A 16,206-nucleotide genomic window follows, 5' to 3' on the forward strand; every position below is an offset into this window, starting at 1 on the left:
GGCGCCGACGTCGCCGCCCGCCTCGACGTCGCGTTCCGGGTTCTGCCCGGGCTCGGCCGGGCCGCGCTCGCCGACACCCTCGTCGCCGTCGTCGGCACCTCGGTCACCGCGACCGAGTCCGTCGTCGCCGCCCTCGGGCTCGCCGCCGCCCTCGGCGACGACCCGCGGGCCGCGCTGGTCACCGCCGCCTCGCTGGGTGGTGACACCGACACCGTCGCCGCGATCTGCGGCGCGGTCCTCGGGGCGGTGCACGGCGCCGCCGCACTGCCCGCCGACCTCGTCGGCACCGTCCGCCGGGTCAACGCGCCCCTGCTCGACCCCCTCGACGACGTGGTCGAGGGGCTGCTCCGCCTCCGCCTTCCCTCCTGACAGGAGGCCGCCATGGCCACCAGTACGACCGACACCGGCACCGCCGGGAACGGGACGCTCGAGACCCGGGGCATCGAACCCGTCCCGGTCGCCGAGCGGCACGGCCGCCCGGGCCAGCTCTTCTGGGTCTGGTTCGCCGCCAACATCTCCATCCTCGGCCTCCCGCTGGGCGCGACGCTGGTCGCGTCCGGGCTCAACATCACCCAGGCCGTGCTCGCCGCGGTGCTCGGCAGCGTCGGGTCGTTCGCGATCGTCGGCGCGGTGTCGATCGCCGGTCGGCGCGGCGGGGCGCCCGGCCTGACCCTGTCGCGCGCGGTGTTCGGCGCCCGCGGCAACATCGGACCGACCCTGGTGTCACTGCTGTCGCGGCTGGGCTGGGAGACGGTGAACACCACCACGGCCGCGTTCGCGTTGCTGTCGCTGGTCACGATCGTCGCGGGCACCAGCCCGTCGGCGAAGGACCACCCGGTGATCACGATCGCCTGCATCGCGGTGTTCGTGCTGTGCACGGTGCTCGTCGCCGGGCTGGGGCACGCGGTGCTCGTGGCGGTGCAGCGCTGGGCGACCTGGGTGTTCGGTGCGCTGAACATCGTCGTCGGCGGGTTCCTGGTCGCCACCGTCGACTGGGCCGCGGTCGCCGCGGCCGCCCCCGCGCCGTCGGGTGCGGTCGTCGCCGCGGTCGGGGTGATCGCCGCCGGCACCGGCATCGGCTGGGCCAACGCCTCGGCCGACATGTCCCGCTACCAGTCCCCGTCGGTGCGCGCCGGGTCGCTGGTCGCCTCGGCCGCGGCCGGCGCGGGCATCCCGCTGGTCCTGCTGATCTCGCTGGGCAGCCTGCTCGCCGCCGGGGACCCGACCCTGGCCACCGCCGACGACCCGGTCGCCGCGATCCGCGACCTGCTCCCCGCGTGGATGGCGATCCCGTACCTGGTCGCCGCGTTCGGCGGGCTGCTGCTGTCCAACCACCTGTCGGTCTACTCGGCCGGGCTGACCACCCTGACCCTGGGCGTGCGGCTGCCGCGGGTGTACGCCGTCGTCGTCGACGTGCTGGTGACCTTCGCCGGCGCGATCTACTTCATGCTGATCGCCGACGGGTTCTACCCGCCGTTCATCGCCTTCATCAGCGCCCTCGCCGTCCCGATCACCGCGTGGGTCGGGGTGTTCGCCGTCGACATGCTGCGTCGCCGCCACTACGACCCGGTGGCCCTGATGGACACCTCGCGCGGCAGCGGCTACTGGTACCGCGGCGGGATCGAGCCGCGGGCGACGGCGGCCTGGGCGCTGGCGATCGTCGTCGGCTACCTGTTCGCCACCGTCGGGCCGTCGGCCGAGCCGTGGTTCACCGGGCCGCTGGCCGGCACCTGGTTCGGCGAGAACGGGCTGGCCTGGGTGATCACCTTCGTCGTCGCCGCCGGGGTGTACGCCGCGCTGGGCGGGGCCCGGGAGCAGCGGTGACCGGCAGGCTCGTCCACTCCGGACAGGTCCTGGTCGACCTGGTCATGCGGGTGCCCGCGCTGCCCCCGCCCGGCGGCGACGTGCTCGCCACCGGCACGACGATGCTGCCCGGCGGCGGGTTCAACGTCGTCGCCGCGGCCGCCCGGGCCGGGGCCGAGGTTCTCTACGCCGGCGGCCACGGCACCGGTCCGCACGGTGACCTCGTGCGGGCCGCGCTGGCCGCGGAGGGTGTCACGGCGACCGCGCCGCCCGATCCCGGCGGCGACACCGGCGTCTGCGTGACCCTGGTCGACCCGTCCGGGGAACGGACCTTCGTGACCGGCAGCGGGGTCGAGACCGCGCCGCCCGCCGGGCTCCCGGCGACCACCGCCGACGACGTGCTCTACGTCTCCGGCTACAGCCTGCTCGTCCCGGACAAGGCCGCGTCGCTGGTCGCCGCGGCCGAGGAGTCCTCGGCGACGGTCCTGCTCGATCCGGGGCCCCTGGTCACGGACGTGCCGGACGCGCTGTGGGAGCGGATGCTCGCCGCCACCGGGGTGCTGAGCACCAACGCGCGGGAGGCGCGGCTGCTCACCGGGGAGCCGACCGCGGCGCGTGCCGCCGGGGCCCTGGCCCGGCGGTTGCGCGACGACGCGGCCGTGGTCGTCCGCGACGGTGCCGCGGGCTGCGTGGTCGTCCGCGACGGGGCGGTGGAGGCCGTCCCGGCGCCGGTGGTCGACGCCGTCGACACCAACGGGGCCGGGGACGCCCACTGCGGGGTCCTGGCCGCGGAGCTGCTGCGCGGCACGGCATGGTCCGAGGCGGTCGCGCGGGCGGGTGCGGCCGCGGCGCTCGCGGTCACCCGGTACGGGCCGGCCACCGCGCCGACCCGGGCGGAGCTCGACGCGTTCCTCGCCGGGGCCGCCGCGGGGTGACGCTGCGACTCCACCGGTTCATGATCACCGGTTGTGGAGCGCAGAGGTCGTCGAGTGCACTCCGGACTCCACAACCGGTGATCATGGACGGGCAGGGCCCTCAGGTCCCGGCGCCGGCGGCCGTCGCCATGCCCTGGGCGGTCTCCTGGACCGCGTGGAAGGCCGGGCCGCAGACGGCGGCGTCGCCCTCGGCGAGGGTGCCCGGGTCGGCCTGGCAGCCCTTCGCGGCGAAGTCGTCGAGCGCCTTCCCGACGAGGTCGGCCTGCGCGGCCGCGGCCGGTGCGTCCTGGCGGACCTGGGGCAGGGCGTTGCGGATCTCGGTGGTGAACCGGCCGCAGCGCGGGAAGACCGTCGCCGGGTCGCTCGACCAGCAGGGGTCCTGGGCGTAGAAGCGGAACTTGGTCCGCAGCGCCTCCAGCCCCGGGGCGCCGACGCGCTCCGAGGCGGTCTGTCCCGGCCAGGGCTCGGTGTCCTGCGCCGACGAGGCGGCGGGGCGGCCGGCGGAGCAGCCGGCGAGGAGCAGGGCGGCCACCAGCAGGGTGGCCGCCCGCAGCAGGGACGTGGTCGGGCGCGGGCACGGTTGCACACCGAGACGGTAGGCCCGCGCCGATCATCGTGCCGCGCCGGCCCGGCCCCGGCTGGGCGGGACCGGTCGGGCGCCGGAGGAGGGGGGCCGGCCCCGGCCGGGCGGGACCGATCCCGGGAGCCGGTGCGGGGCGGGCAGGGCGGGGTCAGCCCCTGAGGAGCCCGGTGAGCATCGTGCGCAGCAGCCCCAGCGCCTCGGCCGGGTTGTCCCAGAACACCATGTGCCCGGCGTCCGGGACGGCGACGAGCCGGGCGTCGGGCCGGGCGGCGGCGATCTCGGCGACCCCGGACGCGGGCACGACGGGGGAGTCCGCGCCGTGGAGCAGGGTCACCGGCGCCGGGACGTGCGGCCACGCGTCGAAGAAGTCCTCGGACTCGAACCCGGCGTGCGTCGCGGCGATCGCGGCCTCGTCGCAGGAGGACAGCCAGCGCGCGCGCAGCTCCTGCTCGCGGCGTGGCCAGCGCGGCCAGGACCGGGCGACCCCGTCGGCGTCGGTGCCGCGCTGCGCCTCGTGCAGCTGGCCCAGGAACGCCTCCAGCGTCGTCGGGTACGGCGCGCGGCCGGGGCCGGACAGCGGCGGATCGACGAGCACGGCGCCGCCGACGGGCCGGCGCGTCGCGGCGACGGCGGCGATCCGGGCGCCCATCGAGTGCCCGAACAGGATGGTGTCGGGGCCGAGCTCCAGCGCGTCGAGCACCGCCAGGACGTCGCCGGCGTAGTCGTCGAGGGTCCACGAGGTGCCGCTGCCGGACAGCCCGCGGCCGCGGACGTCGAGCACCACCGGGCGGCACAGGTCGACGAGCTCGCGGGCGACGAAGTCCATCGTCACCGCCGGGCTGGTGATGCCGGGCAGGACCAGGACGGGGACGCCGTCGCCGCCGTAGTCGAGGGCGTGCAGCGCGACGTCGCCGTGCCGGGCCCAGCGGGACACGGCGGGGACGTCGGCGAGGTCGGCGAGCGCGTCCTGGCGGACCTGCCGGACCAGGGTGGACGTGACGGTCACAGGAGTCCCTTCAGGTAGGCGAGCGCGTCGTCGAGACCGACCACGTCGCCGTACTTCGCGTGGATGTCGAACAGGTTCGCCTCGTGCGGCCCGGCCGCGCGGTCGCCGACGCAGTCCCGCGGCACCAGCACACCGAACCCGGACTGGACGGCGTCGACGGCGCTCGCGCGGACGCAGCCCGAGGTGGTGGCCCCGCACACGAGCACGGTGTCCACACCGGACGACCGGAGCAGGGTCGCGAGCCCGGTGTCGAAGAACGCCGACGCGCCCTTCTTGGTGAGCGTGTGGTCGGTGCCGCGGACGTCGAGCCGGGGGTCGAAGCCGACGGCGGCCGAGCCCTCGACCAGCGAACGCATCCCGGGCGCCTTCACCAGCCAGGGCAGGGTGTCGAGCTCGGCGGGGGTGTAGGCGATCGTCGTCCACACCACCGGCGCGCCGAGCGTGCGGGCCGCCTCGACCAGCGTCGAGGTCGCGGCGACGACCTCGGACAGTTCGCTGCCGGTGGGCAGCGCGGGGTCGGTGAACCCGACCGTCAGGTCCACGACGACGACCGCGGGCCGGGTCCCGCGCCGGGCGGCGGCGCCGAACCCGGCGGTCGCGTAGGTCGCGTCGGTACCGGCCCCGTGCAGACCGGTGGGGTTCGGGCTCATGCGGATGCTCCGTCCAGTGCGGACTGCGGTGCGGACTGTGTCGCGTGCTGCGGGGCGGAGTCCAGTGCGGACTGCAGCGCGGCGCGGCGGCGGCCCGCGCAGTCCTCCACGGCGTCGACGATGGTCTGGTAGCCGGTGCACCGGCACAGGTTCGACGCCACGACCTCGCGGATCTCCTCGCGGCTCGCGTCGGGCTCCTCGGCGAGGTAGCCCTCGGCCAGCATCAGGAACCCGGGCGTGCAGAACCCGCACTGCAGCCCGTGGTGCTCGCCGAAGCACTGCTGCAGGTCCGACAGCCCGCCGTCGGGCCCGGACAGCGACTCGACCGTGCGGATCGCGGCGTTCTCCACCTGCACGGCGAACAGCAGGCAGGCGCGGGCGGGCGCGTCGTCGACGAGCACGGTGCACGCCCCGCAGATGCCGTGCTCGCAGCCGACGTGGGTGCCGGTCAGCCCCAGGTCGTGGCGGAGCACGTCGGCCAGCGTGCGGCGCGGTGGGATCGCCAGCTCGTGACGCTCCCCGTTGACGGTCAGCTCGACCAGCTGGATGTCGGTCACGGTGCCTCCCGGTTCAGCGCGGCGAACAGGTCCGCGCGCGACAGTGGGGTGGAGTCCAGCTCGACGCCGGTGGGGCGCAGCGCGTCGTTGACGGCGTTGAGCACGGCCGCGGGCGCGCCGATGGTCCCGCCCTCACCCGCACCCTTCGCGCCGTCGGCGGTGAACGCGCACGGCGTCTCGAGGTGCTCGATCCGCACGTCCGGGATCTCGGCGGCGGTCGGGACCTTGTACTCCATGAAGCTCGGCGCGAGCGGCTGGCCGAGCTCGTCGTAGACGACCTGCTCGAACAGCGCCCCGGCGATGCCCTGGGCGATGCCGCCGCGGGCCTGCCCCTCGACGACGCGCGGGTGGATGGCGACGCCGCAGTCCTCGACGCAGACGTAGCGCAGGATCTCCACGCCGCCGGTGCCCGGGTCGAGCGCGACGACGCAGCCGTGGGTGGCGTTGGAGAACGTGCCGTCGCCGCCGACGTCGAAGCTCGCCGTCGCGGTCAGGCCCGGCCCGACCTCCTTGGGCAGCAGGTGCGCGCGCAGGTAGGCGACGTCGGCCAGCTCGGCGTAGGAGAACGTGCGGTCTCCGGCGCGCACCCCGCCGCGGCCGTCGAGCTCGGCCGAGTCCACGTCGGCGTCGGCCAGGTGGGCGGCCAGCGCGCGCAGCTGGTCGCCCAGCTTCACCGCCGCCGCGGCCGCCGCGGACCCGCCGATCGTCACCGAGCGGGACGCGAACGAGCCCCAGCCATAGGTGATCCGGTCGGTGTCGCCCTGGACGATCTTGACCTTGTCGTAGGGCAGGCCGAGCCGGTCGGCGACGATCTGGGCGAAGGTCGTCTCGTGGCTCTGGCCGTGCGACAGCGTGCCGGTGGTGACGGTGACCGTGCCGTCGAGGTCCATCGTGATCTGGGACAGGTCGAACCCGGGGACGACCTGCATCTTCCGCGCCGCGAACGCGCCGGAGCCGTAGCCGGTGCGCTCGGAGAAGCAGGAGTAGCCGATGCCCAGCACCCGGCCGTCGGGCAGGGTGCGCCCGGGCCAGCCCTCGTCGCGCAGCACCTGCTCGCACAGGTCGAGGGACTCCCGGTAGGAGCCCGGGTCGTAGGTGATGGCGTTGACCCCGCGGTAGGGGAACTCGGTGATCAGGTTGCGCCGGCGGACGTCCAGCGCGTCGAGCCCGAGCTCGCGGGCGGCGCGCTCCATCAGCCGCTCCATCACCATCACGTACTGCGGCCGGGACACCCCGCGGTACGGCGCGGTCGGCGCCTTGTTCGTGGTGACCGCGCGCCCGCGCACCCGGTAGGCGGGGACCCGGTAGACGCCGGGCATCTCCGCCGAGGCCATCAGCGGCTCGATCCCGGCCGTGAACGGGTAGCAGGAGTAGGCGCCCATGTCGCAGACGACGTCGGACTCCAGGGCGAGGATCTCCCCGTCGGCGGTGAATGCGGCGCGGGCGGTGTAGTGCTGCTCGCGGGCCAGGAAGCTCGCGGTCAGCGCCTCGCGCCGGTCCTCGATCCACTTCACCGGACGGCGGAGGCGCCGCGCGGCGGCCGCGGCGGCGATCTCCTCCCGGCCGACGACGCACTTCTGCCCGAACCCGCCGCCCATGTCCGGCACGACGACCCGGACCTGCTTCTCGTCGAGCCCGGCGCAGCGGGCCAGGACCGTGCGCACCTGGTGCGGGACCTGGGTGCAGGTGCGCACCACCAGCTGCTCGTCGCGGTCGTCCCAGTCGGCGACGACGCCGCGGGTCTCCAGCGGCAGCGCGTTCTGCCGCCCGGTGCGGGCCTCCACGGTGACCACCGTGTGCGCCTCGTCGAAGATGCCGTCGATGCCCTCGGTGGCGAACAGCGACACGTCGACGAGCACGTTGCCGGGGGCCTCGTCGTGCACCGGGGGACCGGCCGCGGCCAGCGCGGCGGCCTCGGTCACCACCGGGTCGAGCGGGTCGAGCTCGACGACGGCGGCCTCCACCCCGTCCTCGGCGGCGTAGGGGTCGGTGGCGATCACGACGGCCAGGGGCTCGCCGACGTAGCGGACCTTGTCGCCGGCCAGCACCGGCATCGAGGTGGGGACGAACTCCTCGACCGGCCGGTCGAGGAGCGCGGTGATGTCGCCGAGGGCGAGGTCCGCGGCGTCGAACGCGGCGACGACGCCGGGCACCTGCCGGACCTCGGACAGGTCGACGTCGACCACCCGGGCGTGCGCCTCGGAGCTGCGCACGAACGCCGCGTGCAACATCCGGGGCAGGGTGATGTCGTCGACGAAGCGGCCGCGGCCGGTGAGCAGCCGCGGGTCCTCCCGGCGCGGGACGGACGCGCCGACCCAGCTGCCGTCGCGGCGGAATCCGGGCTCAGCCACGGGCGGCCTCCTCGCGGGCCCGGGCGACGAGGGTGCGGACCAGCCCGCGGCGGTACTCCGCGGGGATCCCGGCCTCGTCGCGCAGCTCCAGACCGTCGGCGACCTCGGCCGGCGTGCCGGCGTCGGGCACCAGCACCGGGACGGCGCCGACCCCGCCGAGCACGACCTCCCCGGTGCCCAGGTCCACCCCCGCCGCGACGACGGCGAAGTCGCCACGGCGGTCGGCGTACTCGGTGAGCGCCGCGCGTGGCGCGGGACGGGGGAAGACGATCTCCACGATCACCTCGTCGGGGTCCAGGGCGGTGGTGAACGGGCCGAGGAAGAACTCCCGCGCCCGGACCTCCCGACGCCCGCCCGGCCCCTCGGCGACGACGACGGCGTCGAGGAGGACGGCCAGCAGGCACCACTCGGCGGTGGCGTCGCCGTGCGCGATCGACCCGCCGACGGTGCCGCGGGTGCGGATGGGCAGGTGCCCGACCCAGCGCATCGCGGCCGACAGGACCGCGAAGTCCGGCCCGAGGTCGGCCCGCTCGACGGCCCGGTGGGTGGTGAGCGCGCCGATCCGGAGTGCCCCGTCGGCGTGGTGGATGCCGGCCAGGCCCGGCACGTGGGTGAGGTCGATCAGGTGCCCGGGCCGGGCCATCCGGTAGTTCATCATCGCGACCAGGCTCTGCCCGCCGGCGAGCAGCTTGGGCTCGTCGTCGGCCAGCTCGGTCAGCAGGTCGACCGCCCCGCGCACCGACGACGCCCGGTGGTAGGTGAACGCGGCGGGCTTCACGCCTTCTCCACCCGCTCCACGGCCGGTGCGTCGAGGGTCTGCTCGTCGCCGGTGATGCGGTCCAGCTCGCGGCCGCGGGTCTCGGGGGCGCCGAGGGCCATGAACGTCACGGCGGCGAACACGAGCAGCGCCATCAGGGTGAAGGTCAGCGGCAGGCCCAGCACCGGCCACAGCAGGCTGCCGAAGATCAGCGGGACGAACCCGGTGACCGCCCGGCTCGACGACGACGCCCAGCCGAAGCCCGAGGCGCGCAGCTCGGTCGGGTAGAGCTCGGAGACGTAGGCGTACATCACCGGGATGACGACCAGGGCGAAGAACCCGAACACCGCGATCATCGCGACCGCCGCCGTCGGCGAGCCCATGACCAGCGAGAACACGACCAGCGACAGCGCGGCGCACGGACCGGCGACGCCGATGACCCACTTGCGGCCGACGACCTCGACCAGCAGCACCGAGGTGATGACACCGAGGATGCCGACCGCGTTCATGACGGTGGTGGAGGCGAACGCGGCGACCTCGCCCATGCCCTGGGCGCGCAGGATCGACGGCATCCAGGACAGTGCGGCGTAGTAGACGACCATGACGGTGATGAACAGCGACCACGCGACGCCGGTGATGCGCGGGTTGAACGCCCACACCATCCTCAGCTGCTCGCCCAGCGCGCCGAGACCGCGGCGCCGCGAGGTGGTCGGTTCCGGTGCGGCGGCGGTGATCGCGTACTGCTCCACCGGGGCGCCGGTGCGGCGGACCATGTCGTCGATGACGGTGCGGGCCTCGGCCTCGCGGCCGGTGCGGGCCAGGTAGATCGGGGACTCCGGGACACCGCGGCGGATCCAGAACAGCAGCAGCGCGGGCAGCACCATCAGCGCGAGCATCCAGCGCCAGTTGCCCTCGACCGGCACGAGCAGCGTCGCCGAGAGCCCGGCGAGGGTGGTGCCGACCGGCCACCAGCCGTCCATCGCGGCGAGCACCTTGCCCCGGTAGCGCCGGGGTGAGAACTCGCTGACGATCGCGTAGTCGACCGGGATGCAGCCGCCGAGCCCGATGCCGGCCAGGAAGCGCAGCGCCAGGAAGATCTCCCAGCTGGGGGAGAAGGCGCCGAGCACCGAGAACAGGGCGAAGATCAGCAGGGTGATGCTGAAGACCCGCTTGCGGCCCATCCGGTCGGCGATCGTGCCGAACGCGACGGCGCCGACGGCCATGCCGATGAGGTTGGCCGTCGCGACGAGGCCGCGCTGGCCGGTCGAGAGGTCGAACTCGACGCCGAGCAGCGGGGTGAGGAAGCCGTTGAGGGCGACGTCCCAGGCGTCGAACATGTAGCCGAGGCCGCCGATGAGGAAGATCTTCCCCTGGACGCCCCAGCGCCAGGGCAGGTCCTGGACGACCTGGTCTCCGGTACGCATGTCGGTGCTCCTCTATCGGGCGAAGGGGTAGGTGACGGACTCGTCGTCCGGGTCGTTCAGCGGGGAGCCCCGCCACAGCCAGTCGTACGACACGTCGGACTCGCCCTGGAAGCGGCGCAGCTTCTCGTCGCGTTCGCGCTGCTCGGGGCCGTCGGGCAGGTGGTAGAAGTCCATGTTCTGCAGCGAGGCGTCCTGCACGACGCCCGCGTGCTTGGCGCGGCGCTGCACGTAGCGGGCGAGCGCGGTGTCGATCCCGCCGCGGCCGACCGCGCCGAGCTCCTCGGCCAGCACGGCGGCGTCCTCCATCGCCTGGGAGGCGCCCTGGGCCTGGTAGGGGAGCATGGCGTGGCAGGCGTCGCCGAGCAGGGCGACCCGGCCGTCGATCCAGACCGGATCGCGGCGGCGGCGGTGGAGCGCCCACACCGAGACGTCGTCCTTGGCCTTGGACAGCATCGCCGGGACGCGGTCGTCCCAGTCGGCGAAGTCGGCGACGAGGTCCTCGGCGGTCGCCGGGGCGCTCCAGTCGCGCTCGACCTGCTCGGTGCAGGGCACGATCGCGACGACGTTGAGGTACTCGCCGTGGCGGATCATGTAGTGCACCAGGTGCTTGCCGGGGCCGTACCAGATCGTGGAGTGGTAGCGGTCGAGCAGGAACCGGGTCGCCGGGTCCGCGGCGATCAGCTCGCCGGGGATCAGGGCGCGGTAGGCCATCTCGCCGGAGAAGACGAGGGTGTCGTCGAACCCGGCGAGGTCGCGGACACCGGACCGGATGCCGTCCGCGCCGACCAGCACGTCGCCCGCGACGCGCAGCCCGCGCGCGGTGACGGCGACCGGGCGGTCCGGGTCGGTGCGGTCGAGCTCGACGACCTTCGCGTCGGTGTGCACGGTGACCGCGGGGCCGGGGCCGTCCGGGTCGAGGCAGGCCTCGAGCAGGATCCGGTGCAGGTCGGCGCGGTGGTAGTGCCAGTACGGGGCGCCGTAGGTGTCGACGACCTGCTGCCCGAGCGGGAGCTGGGCGATGATCGAGCCGTCGGCCCAGCGGCGCCGCACCTGGTCCTGCGGGGCGGTGTGGATCCGCTCCAGCGACCGGCGCAGCCCCAGGCCGAACAGGATCCGGCTGGCGTTGGGGGCGGTCTGGATGCCGGCACCGACCTCGCCGAGCTGCGGCGCGGCCTCCAGCACGGTGGCCCGGAAGCCCTGACGGCGCAGGGCCAGTGCGGCGGTCAGCCCGCCGAGACCGCCGCCCGTGATGGTGATCTCCAGGGACTGGCTGGGTGCCACGACTACCTCCTCGCGTCCGTCGGGCCTGTGACGTGGCCCGCACGAGAAGTAATCCGAGCACGTACTATCCGGATACGCAAGGTTTTCGTGCGAACGACCCGGAAGGGAAACCGGGACGTAACCCGGGCGGCCGGGCTCAGTCGTTGCCGGGCAACGACGTCCGCTCCGCGACCGCCTCCCAGTGGGCGCCGAGGGTGTTGAGCAGACCGGCGATCTCCGAGCGCCGGTCGTCGGGCACCGCGGCCAGTAGCTCCGCGTCCAGGCGCCGGGTCCGGCGGGTGACCTCGACGAGGGCGGCTGCGCCGTCGTCGGTGAGGGAGAGGATCTTGCGCCGGGCGTCGCGGGGGGACTCGGTGCGCTCGATCAGTCCGCGGCGCTCCATCCGGCGGCAGACGTCGGCCATCGTCGAGGTGTCGAGGGCGACGGCGCCGGCCAACGAGCTCTGGTCGGACTCCGGGTAGGCACGGATCGCCGAGAGCACCGCGAACTGCGGGCCGGTCAGCACCGGGTCGACGTGACGGCTCCAGGCGGCGAGGTAGGCCTGGTACATCCGGCGCGCCCCGTAGCCGGGGGCGGCGACGAGGTCGGCCGGGGGAGCGGGTGCGACGCCTGTTCCGCCGCGCAACAGCTCACCCATCATGCCTCCGTGCTCGTCCGGGCCGGGGCCCTCGTCCGCGGGAGATCCTACGTGTCCGGACGATCACGCGGGGTGGCCGGGCCGGGGCTCAGCGCGGGCGCAGGCCGTCGACGAGCAGGTCCAGCAGGCGTCCGGCCTGCTCGCGGCCCTGCGGGTCGGCGACGGCCATGCAGATCCCGCTGGTGCCGACGAGCACGTCCGCGGCGTCGACGTCGGCACGCAGGGTGCCGTCGGCGATGCCTGCCTTCTGGAGCAGGCGGACCGCCTCGACCATCCGCTCGCGGCTCTGCGCGAACGGGTTGTGCCCGCAGGCCACGAGTGCGTGCAGCGAGTCCGCGAGGTGCTTCTTGGTGATCACGTAGTCGACGAAGCGGTCCATCCAGGCCCGCAGTGCCCGGTCCGCGGGCAGCTCGGTGCGCAGCTGTTCGGCGGCGGCGCAGAGCCGGTCGAGCTCGTTGCGGTACACGGCCTCGACCAGGGAGTCCCGGTTCGGGAAGTGCCGGTAGAGCGTGCCGATGCCGACGCCGGCGTCCTTCGCGATGCCGTCGAGGGTCGTGGCGGGGCCGCCACGGCTCTCCGCGGTGAACGCGCGCACGGCCGCGGCCAGCAGCAGCTCACGGTTGCGCGCGGCGTCCGCACGCAGGCCGGAACGTGTGCTGGTGCCCATGGCGGTGCCTCCTCGGGTGGGACTGACGATCCCACGATACGTCTTGCGATCCGGAGGATGCTCCGGATAGAGTCCCGAGTCATACGGAGGATCCTCCGTTTACTTGTCCCCGGGACACGGCGACGCAACGACGACGTCACCGACCGCGTACCCGGTGCTCAGAAGGGATCACGCCATGCTGTTCCGCTCCACGACCGACCGATCCCGTCCGCTGTCCACCACCGCCACCTCCCGTGTCGTCCTGCCGGCCGCACCGGCCGGGACCACCGCCTCCGACGTGCTCGCCGGCGTCGACCTCACCGGCCGGCGCGCCGTCGTCACCGGTGCGACCACCGGGGTCGGCCTCGCGGCCGCCCGCGCACTGGCCGCCGCCGGGGCCGAGGTCACCCTCGCCGTCCGCGACGCCGAGGCCGGTGCCGCCGCCCGTGACGGCATCGTCGCCGACACCGGCAACGAGCGCGTCGCCGTCGGCGAGCTCGACCTCTCCGACCAGCGCTCCATCGCCCGCTTCGTGCGCCTGTGGGACGGACCGCTGCACATGCTCGTGCACGCCGCGGCCGTCACCGGCGCCCCGCTGACCCGCACCGTCGACGACTGGGAGCTGCACCTGGCCGTCAATCACCTCGGGCCGGCGTCGCTCACCTCGGGACTGCACTGGGCGCTCACGGCGGTCGACGGCGCGCGGGTGGTCACCGTGACCTCCGCCGCCCACCGGGACGCGGCGTTCGACCCGGAGGACCCGCACTTCTCCGACGAGCGCTACGACGCCCACCTCGCCCACGCCCGTTCCCGCAGCGCGGCGCTGCTGCACGCGGTCGAGGCCGCGCGTCGCTGGTCGGGCGACGGGATCGCGGTGAACGCCGCCGACCCCGGCCCGGCGGGGACCGACCCCGAGCAGGGGGCCGCCACGGTCGTGCTGGCAGCGGCGTCGCCGCTGGTCGGGGGGATCAGCGGGCGCTACTTCGCCGGGCTCGCGGAGGCGGGACCGGCCGGGCCGGGCGTGGCGGGCGGGGTCGCCACGCACGCACTGGACCCGGTTGCCGCGCGGCGGGTCTGGCGCTGGACCGAGCGCACGCTGCGCGAGGTCTGGTTCGCCGGGCTGCCGATCGTGGCCTGACCCCGGGGGGCTGCCCCGAGGGGAACCCTCGTAGCGCTCAAAGCCACGAGAGTTCCCCTGGGGGCGTCCGGGACGGGCGCGCCGGTCAGTGGCGCAGCCACACCGCGGTGTCGGCGGGGACCTCGCCGCGGGCGGTGAGCGGGCCGCTGGACAGCATCACCTCGGCGTCCTCGGGCAGCGACACCGGCGCCGAGGAGACGTTCACCAGGCAGGTGAAGCCGCCGTCGCCGGAGTCCGAGGTGCGGGCCAGGGCCAGCGTGCCCTCCGGCGACTCCTGCCAGGTCAGCGCGCCGCCGCCGAGTGCTGGGTGCGCGCGGCGGATCGCCAGGGCGTCCCGGTACAGGTGCAGCACCGATTCCGGGTCGGCCTCCTGCACGTCGGCCGCGTGCCGGGCGAACACCTCCGGCTGCGGCAGCCACGGTGTCCCGGACGGGCCGAACCCGAAGCCGGGCTCGCCCGCGGCCCAGGGCAGCGGGACGCGGCAGCCGTCGCGGCCGCGCAGCGTGTGCCCGGACAGCTCCCAGGTCGGGTCGTCGAGCCGGTCGGTCGGGATGTCCTCGACCTCGGGCAGTCCGAGCTCCTCGCCCTGGTAGAGGTACGCGGTGCCGGGCAGCGCGAGCATGAGCAGCGTCGCCGCGCGGGCCCGGCGCAGGCCGAGCTCGGGGTCGGCGGGCAGGGCGATCACGTCGTCGAGGTTCCAGCCGCGCCCGGCCTCGGGCTTGCGGGCCAGCCGGCTCGGGTGCCGGCAGACGTCGTGGTTGGACAGCACCCAGGTCGCCGGCGCGCCGACCCGGGTGTTCTCGGCGATCGCGTCGTCGATGTTGTCGCGCAGGTCCTCGGCCAGCCAGGCGGCGGTCAGGAAGTTGAAGCTGAACGCGGTCTGCAGCTCGTCCGGGCGCAGGTAGCGGGCCAGGCGCTGCGGGTCCGGCACCCAGGCCTCGGCGACGAACACCCGCGGCGGGTCGTAGGCGTCGCCGATCCGGCGCCACGACCGGAAGATGTCGTGGACGCCGTCGCGGTCGAGGTAGGGGTGGCCGCCGTCCTGGGCGTCGTTCACGCCCTCGACGATGTCGGGCAGCCCGGGCTCCTTCACCATCGAGTTCGCGACGTCGACGCGGAACCCGTCCACGCCCCGGTCGAACCAGAAGCGCAGGGTCTCCTCGAAGTCGGCGCGGACCTCCGGGTGCTCCCAGTTCACGTCCGGCTGCCGGATGTCGAACAGGTGCAGGTACCACTGCTCCGGCGTCCCGTCGGGGGCCACGACCCGCTCCCACGCGGGCCCGCCGAACATCGACTCCCAGTTGTTCGGCGGGAGCTCACCGTTCTCGCCGCGGCCGTCGCGGAAGAGGTAGCGCTCGCGCTCGGGCGAGCCGGGGCCCGCGGCCAGCGCCTGCCGGAACCACACGTGCTCGTCGGAGTGGTGGTTCGGGACGATGTCGAGCAGCACCCGGATGTCGCGCGCGTGGGCCTCGGCGATCAGGGCCTCGGCCTGGGCGGTGTCGCCGAACATCGGGTTGATCGCGCGGTAGTCGGCCACGTCGTAGCCGCCGTCGGCCAGCGGCGACGGGTACCAGGGATTGATCCAGATCGCGTCGACGCCCAGGCGGGCGAGATGGTCGAGCCTGCTGCGCAGACCGGCGAGATCACCGGTCCCGTCGCCGTTCCCGTCGGCGAAGCTGCGGATGTAGACCTGGTAGACGACGGCGTTGCGCCACCAGTCCTGCTCGTGCACGGACATGATGCTCCCGGGTACGGATCGTGGGGCGGGGCGGTGTTGCAGAGTGTTTCATCCGGTTGCAACCGCTGTCGAGGCGCGGGCACGATGACCCCCGTGACGGACGAGCCGGTGCGCGAGGTCGTACGCCGGGTGGGTGTCCGGCGGGTCGCCGAGCTCGCCGGGGTCTCCCCGGCGACGGTGTCGCGCGCCCTGCGCGAGGGCACCCCCGTCTCGCACGACACCCGCGAACGCGTCCGCCGGGCGGCGGCCTCCCTCGGCTACTCCGTCCCCGTCCGGCCGCTGACGGTCGCCGTGCTCGCCCGCTTCCCGACCCGCTGGTTCTTCGCCGAGGCCGTCGCCGGGGTGGAGGGCGTGCTGTCCGCGGCCGGGCACGTCACCCAGCTCCACAACCTCGGCGACCCGGACGCGCGGGCGCACTTCTTCGCGACGCTGCCGGTGCGCGGGCGCGCCGACGGGCTGATCGTCGTCGCCTCGGCGATCGACACCACCGAGGCCGCGGCGCTGGACGCGCTGGGGATCCCGGTCGTCGTGCTCGGCGGGGACATGCCGGGACGGCCGCGGATCGGCATCGACGACCGCGCCGGAGCCCGCACCGCCGTCCGGCACCTGCTCGGGCTCGGCCACCGCGGCGTCGCGCTGGTGTCGTTCGACCCCGACGAGGCCAACGGCCGCGCCACGACGACCGACCGGCGCGACGGCT

Annotated in this window: 16 protein-coding genes; 5 read left to right on the forward strand and 11 right to left on the reverse strand. The window is 74.8% G+C overall.

Going from position 1 to position 16,206, the window contains the following annotated elements; genetic code table 11:
• The 3 genes from NH602_RS17115 to NH602_RS17125 form a co-directional block, all read left to right on the forward strand.
• Window positions 1-369: ADP-ribosylglycohydrolase family protein (locus tag NH602_RS17115; RefSeq protein ID WP_253068327.1), on the forward strand; the 369-nt coding region annotated here is incomplete at its 5' end.
• Window positions 370-381: 12 nt separating this feature from the next.
• Window positions 382-1,824, forward strand: a complete 1,443-nt coding sequence (locus NH602_RS17120) for a cytosine permease (RefSeq protein WP_253068328.1) — start codon at window positions 382-384, stop codon at window positions 1,822-1,824.
• Window positions 1,821-2,738 carry a PfkB family carbohydrate kinase gene (locus tag NH602_RS17125; protein WP_253068329.1) on the forward strand — a complete coding sequence of 306 codons (918 nt, stop codon included), beginning with the start codon at window positions 1,821-1,823 and terminating at the stop codon, window positions 2,736-2,738. The genes NH602_RS17120 and NH602_RS17125 overlap by 4 nt, the downstream gene beginning before the upstream one ends.
• Window positions 2,739-2,838: 100 nt before the next feature.
• Here NH602_RS17125 and NH602_RS17130 read toward each other — a convergent pair whose 3' ends face one another.
• The 10 genes from NH602_RS17130 to NH602_RS17175 all read right to left on the reverse strand — a co-directional run bounded on the left by NH602_RS17130 (window position 2,839) and on the right by NH602_RS17175 (window position 12,651).
• On the reverse strand, window positions 2,839-3,324 hold the full coding sequence (locus tag NH602_RS17130) for a hypothetical protein (RefSeq protein ID WP_179760922.1): 486 nt from the start codon (window positions 3,322-3,324) through the stop codon (window positions 2,839-2,841).
• Between the two features lie 145 nt (window positions 3,325-3,469).
• Window positions 3,470-4,327 carry an alpha/beta fold hydrolase gene (locus NH602_RS17135; RefSeq protein WP_253068330.1) on the reverse strand — a complete coding sequence of 286 codons (858 nt, stop codon included), beginning with the start codon at window positions 4,325-4,327 and terminating at the stop codon, window positions 3,470-3,472.
• Window positions 4,324-4,977, reverse strand: a complete 654-nt coding sequence (locus tag NH602_RS17140; RefSeq protein WP_100879801.1) for an isochorismatase family protein — start codon at window positions 4,975-4,977, stop codon at window positions 4,324-4,326. Before NH602_RS17140 ends, NH602_RS17135 begins: the two co-directional genes overlap by 4 nt.
• Window positions 4,974-5,534: a (2Fe-2S)-binding protein gene (locus NH602_RS17145; protein ID WP_062400706.1), complete on the reverse strand. Its 561-nt coding sequence runs from the start codon at window positions 5,532-5,534 to the stop codon at window positions 4,974-4,976. Before NH602_RS17145 ends, NH602_RS17140 begins: the two co-directional genes overlap by 4 nt.
• Window positions 5,531-7,885, reverse strand: a complete 2,355-nt coding sequence (locus tag NH602_RS17150) for a molybdopterin cofactor-binding domain-containing protein (RefSeq protein WP_253068331.1) — start codon at window positions 7,883-7,885, stop codon at window positions 5,531-5,533. Before NH602_RS17150 ends, NH602_RS17145 begins: the two co-directional genes overlap by 4 nt.
• The gene (locus tag NH602_RS17155) at window positions 7,878-8,663 is read right to left on the reverse strand and encodes a xanthine dehydrogenase family protein subunit M (protein ID WP_062400710.1); all 786 of its coding nucleotides are present in this window, start codon (window positions 8,661-8,663) and stop codon (window positions 7,878-7,880) included. The genes NH602_RS17150 and NH602_RS17155 overlap by 8 nt, the downstream gene beginning before the upstream one ends.
• A complete protein-coding gene (locus NH602_RS17160) occupies window positions 8,660-10,066 on the reverse strand; it encodes an MFS transporter (protein WP_100879804.1) in 1,407 nt (468 codons plus the stop codon). Before NH602_RS17160 ends, NH602_RS17155 begins: the two co-directional genes overlap by 4 nt.
• 12 nt (window positions 10,067-10,078) lie before the next feature.
• Window positions 10,079-11,347 (reverse strand): FAD-dependent monooxygenase, encoded by a 1,269-nt coding sequence (locus NH602_RS17165; RefSeq protein ID WP_073576209.1) that lies wholly within the window; start codon window positions 11,345-11,347, stop codon window positions 10,079-10,081.
• A gap of 136 nt (window positions 11,348-11,483) precedes the next feature.
• A complete protein-coding gene (locus tag NH602_RS17170; protein WP_073576208.1) occupies window positions 11,484-11,984 on the reverse strand; it encodes a MarR family winged helix-turn-helix transcriptional regulator in 501 nt (166 codons plus the stop codon).
• Between the two features lie 88 nt (window positions 11,985-12,072).
• A complete protein-coding gene (locus tag NH602_RS17175; protein WP_073576207.1) occupies window positions 12,073-12,651 on the reverse strand; it encodes a TetR/AcrR family transcriptional regulator in 579 nt (192 codons plus the stop codon).
• Between the two features lie 175 nt (window positions 12,652-12,826).
• Here NH602_RS17175 and NH602_RS17180 point away from each other — a divergent pair, with 175 nt between their 5' ends.
• On the forward strand, window positions 12,827-13,768 hold the full coding sequence (locus NH602_RS17180) for an SDR family NAD(P)-dependent oxidoreductase (RefSeq protein WP_253068332.1): 942 nt from the start codon (window positions 12,827-12,829) through the stop codon (window positions 13,766-13,768).
• An 85-nt stretch (window positions 13,769-13,853) separates the two neighbouring features.
• Here NH602_RS17180 and NH602_RS17185 read toward each other — a convergent pair whose 3' ends face one another.
• Window positions 13,854-15,506 (reverse strand): glycoside hydrolase family 13 protein, encoded by a 1,653-nt coding sequence (locus NH602_RS17185; protein WP_161152547.1) that lies wholly within the window; start codon window positions 15,504-15,506, stop codon window positions 13,854-13,856.
• Window positions 15,507-15,599: 93 nt separating this feature from the next.
• Here NH602_RS17185 and NH602_RS17190 point away from each other — a divergent pair.
• Window positions 15,600-16,206: LacI family DNA-binding transcriptional regulator (locus NH602_RS17190; protein ID WP_253068333.1), on the forward strand; the 607-nt coding region annotated here is incomplete at its 3' end.

It is taken from the genome of Pseudonocardia sp. McavD-2-B (assembly GCF_024124365.1).
Classification (GTDB): domain Bacteria; phylum Actinomycetota; class Actinomycetes; order Mycobacteriales; family Pseudonocardiaceae; genus Pseudonocardia; species Pseudonocardia alni.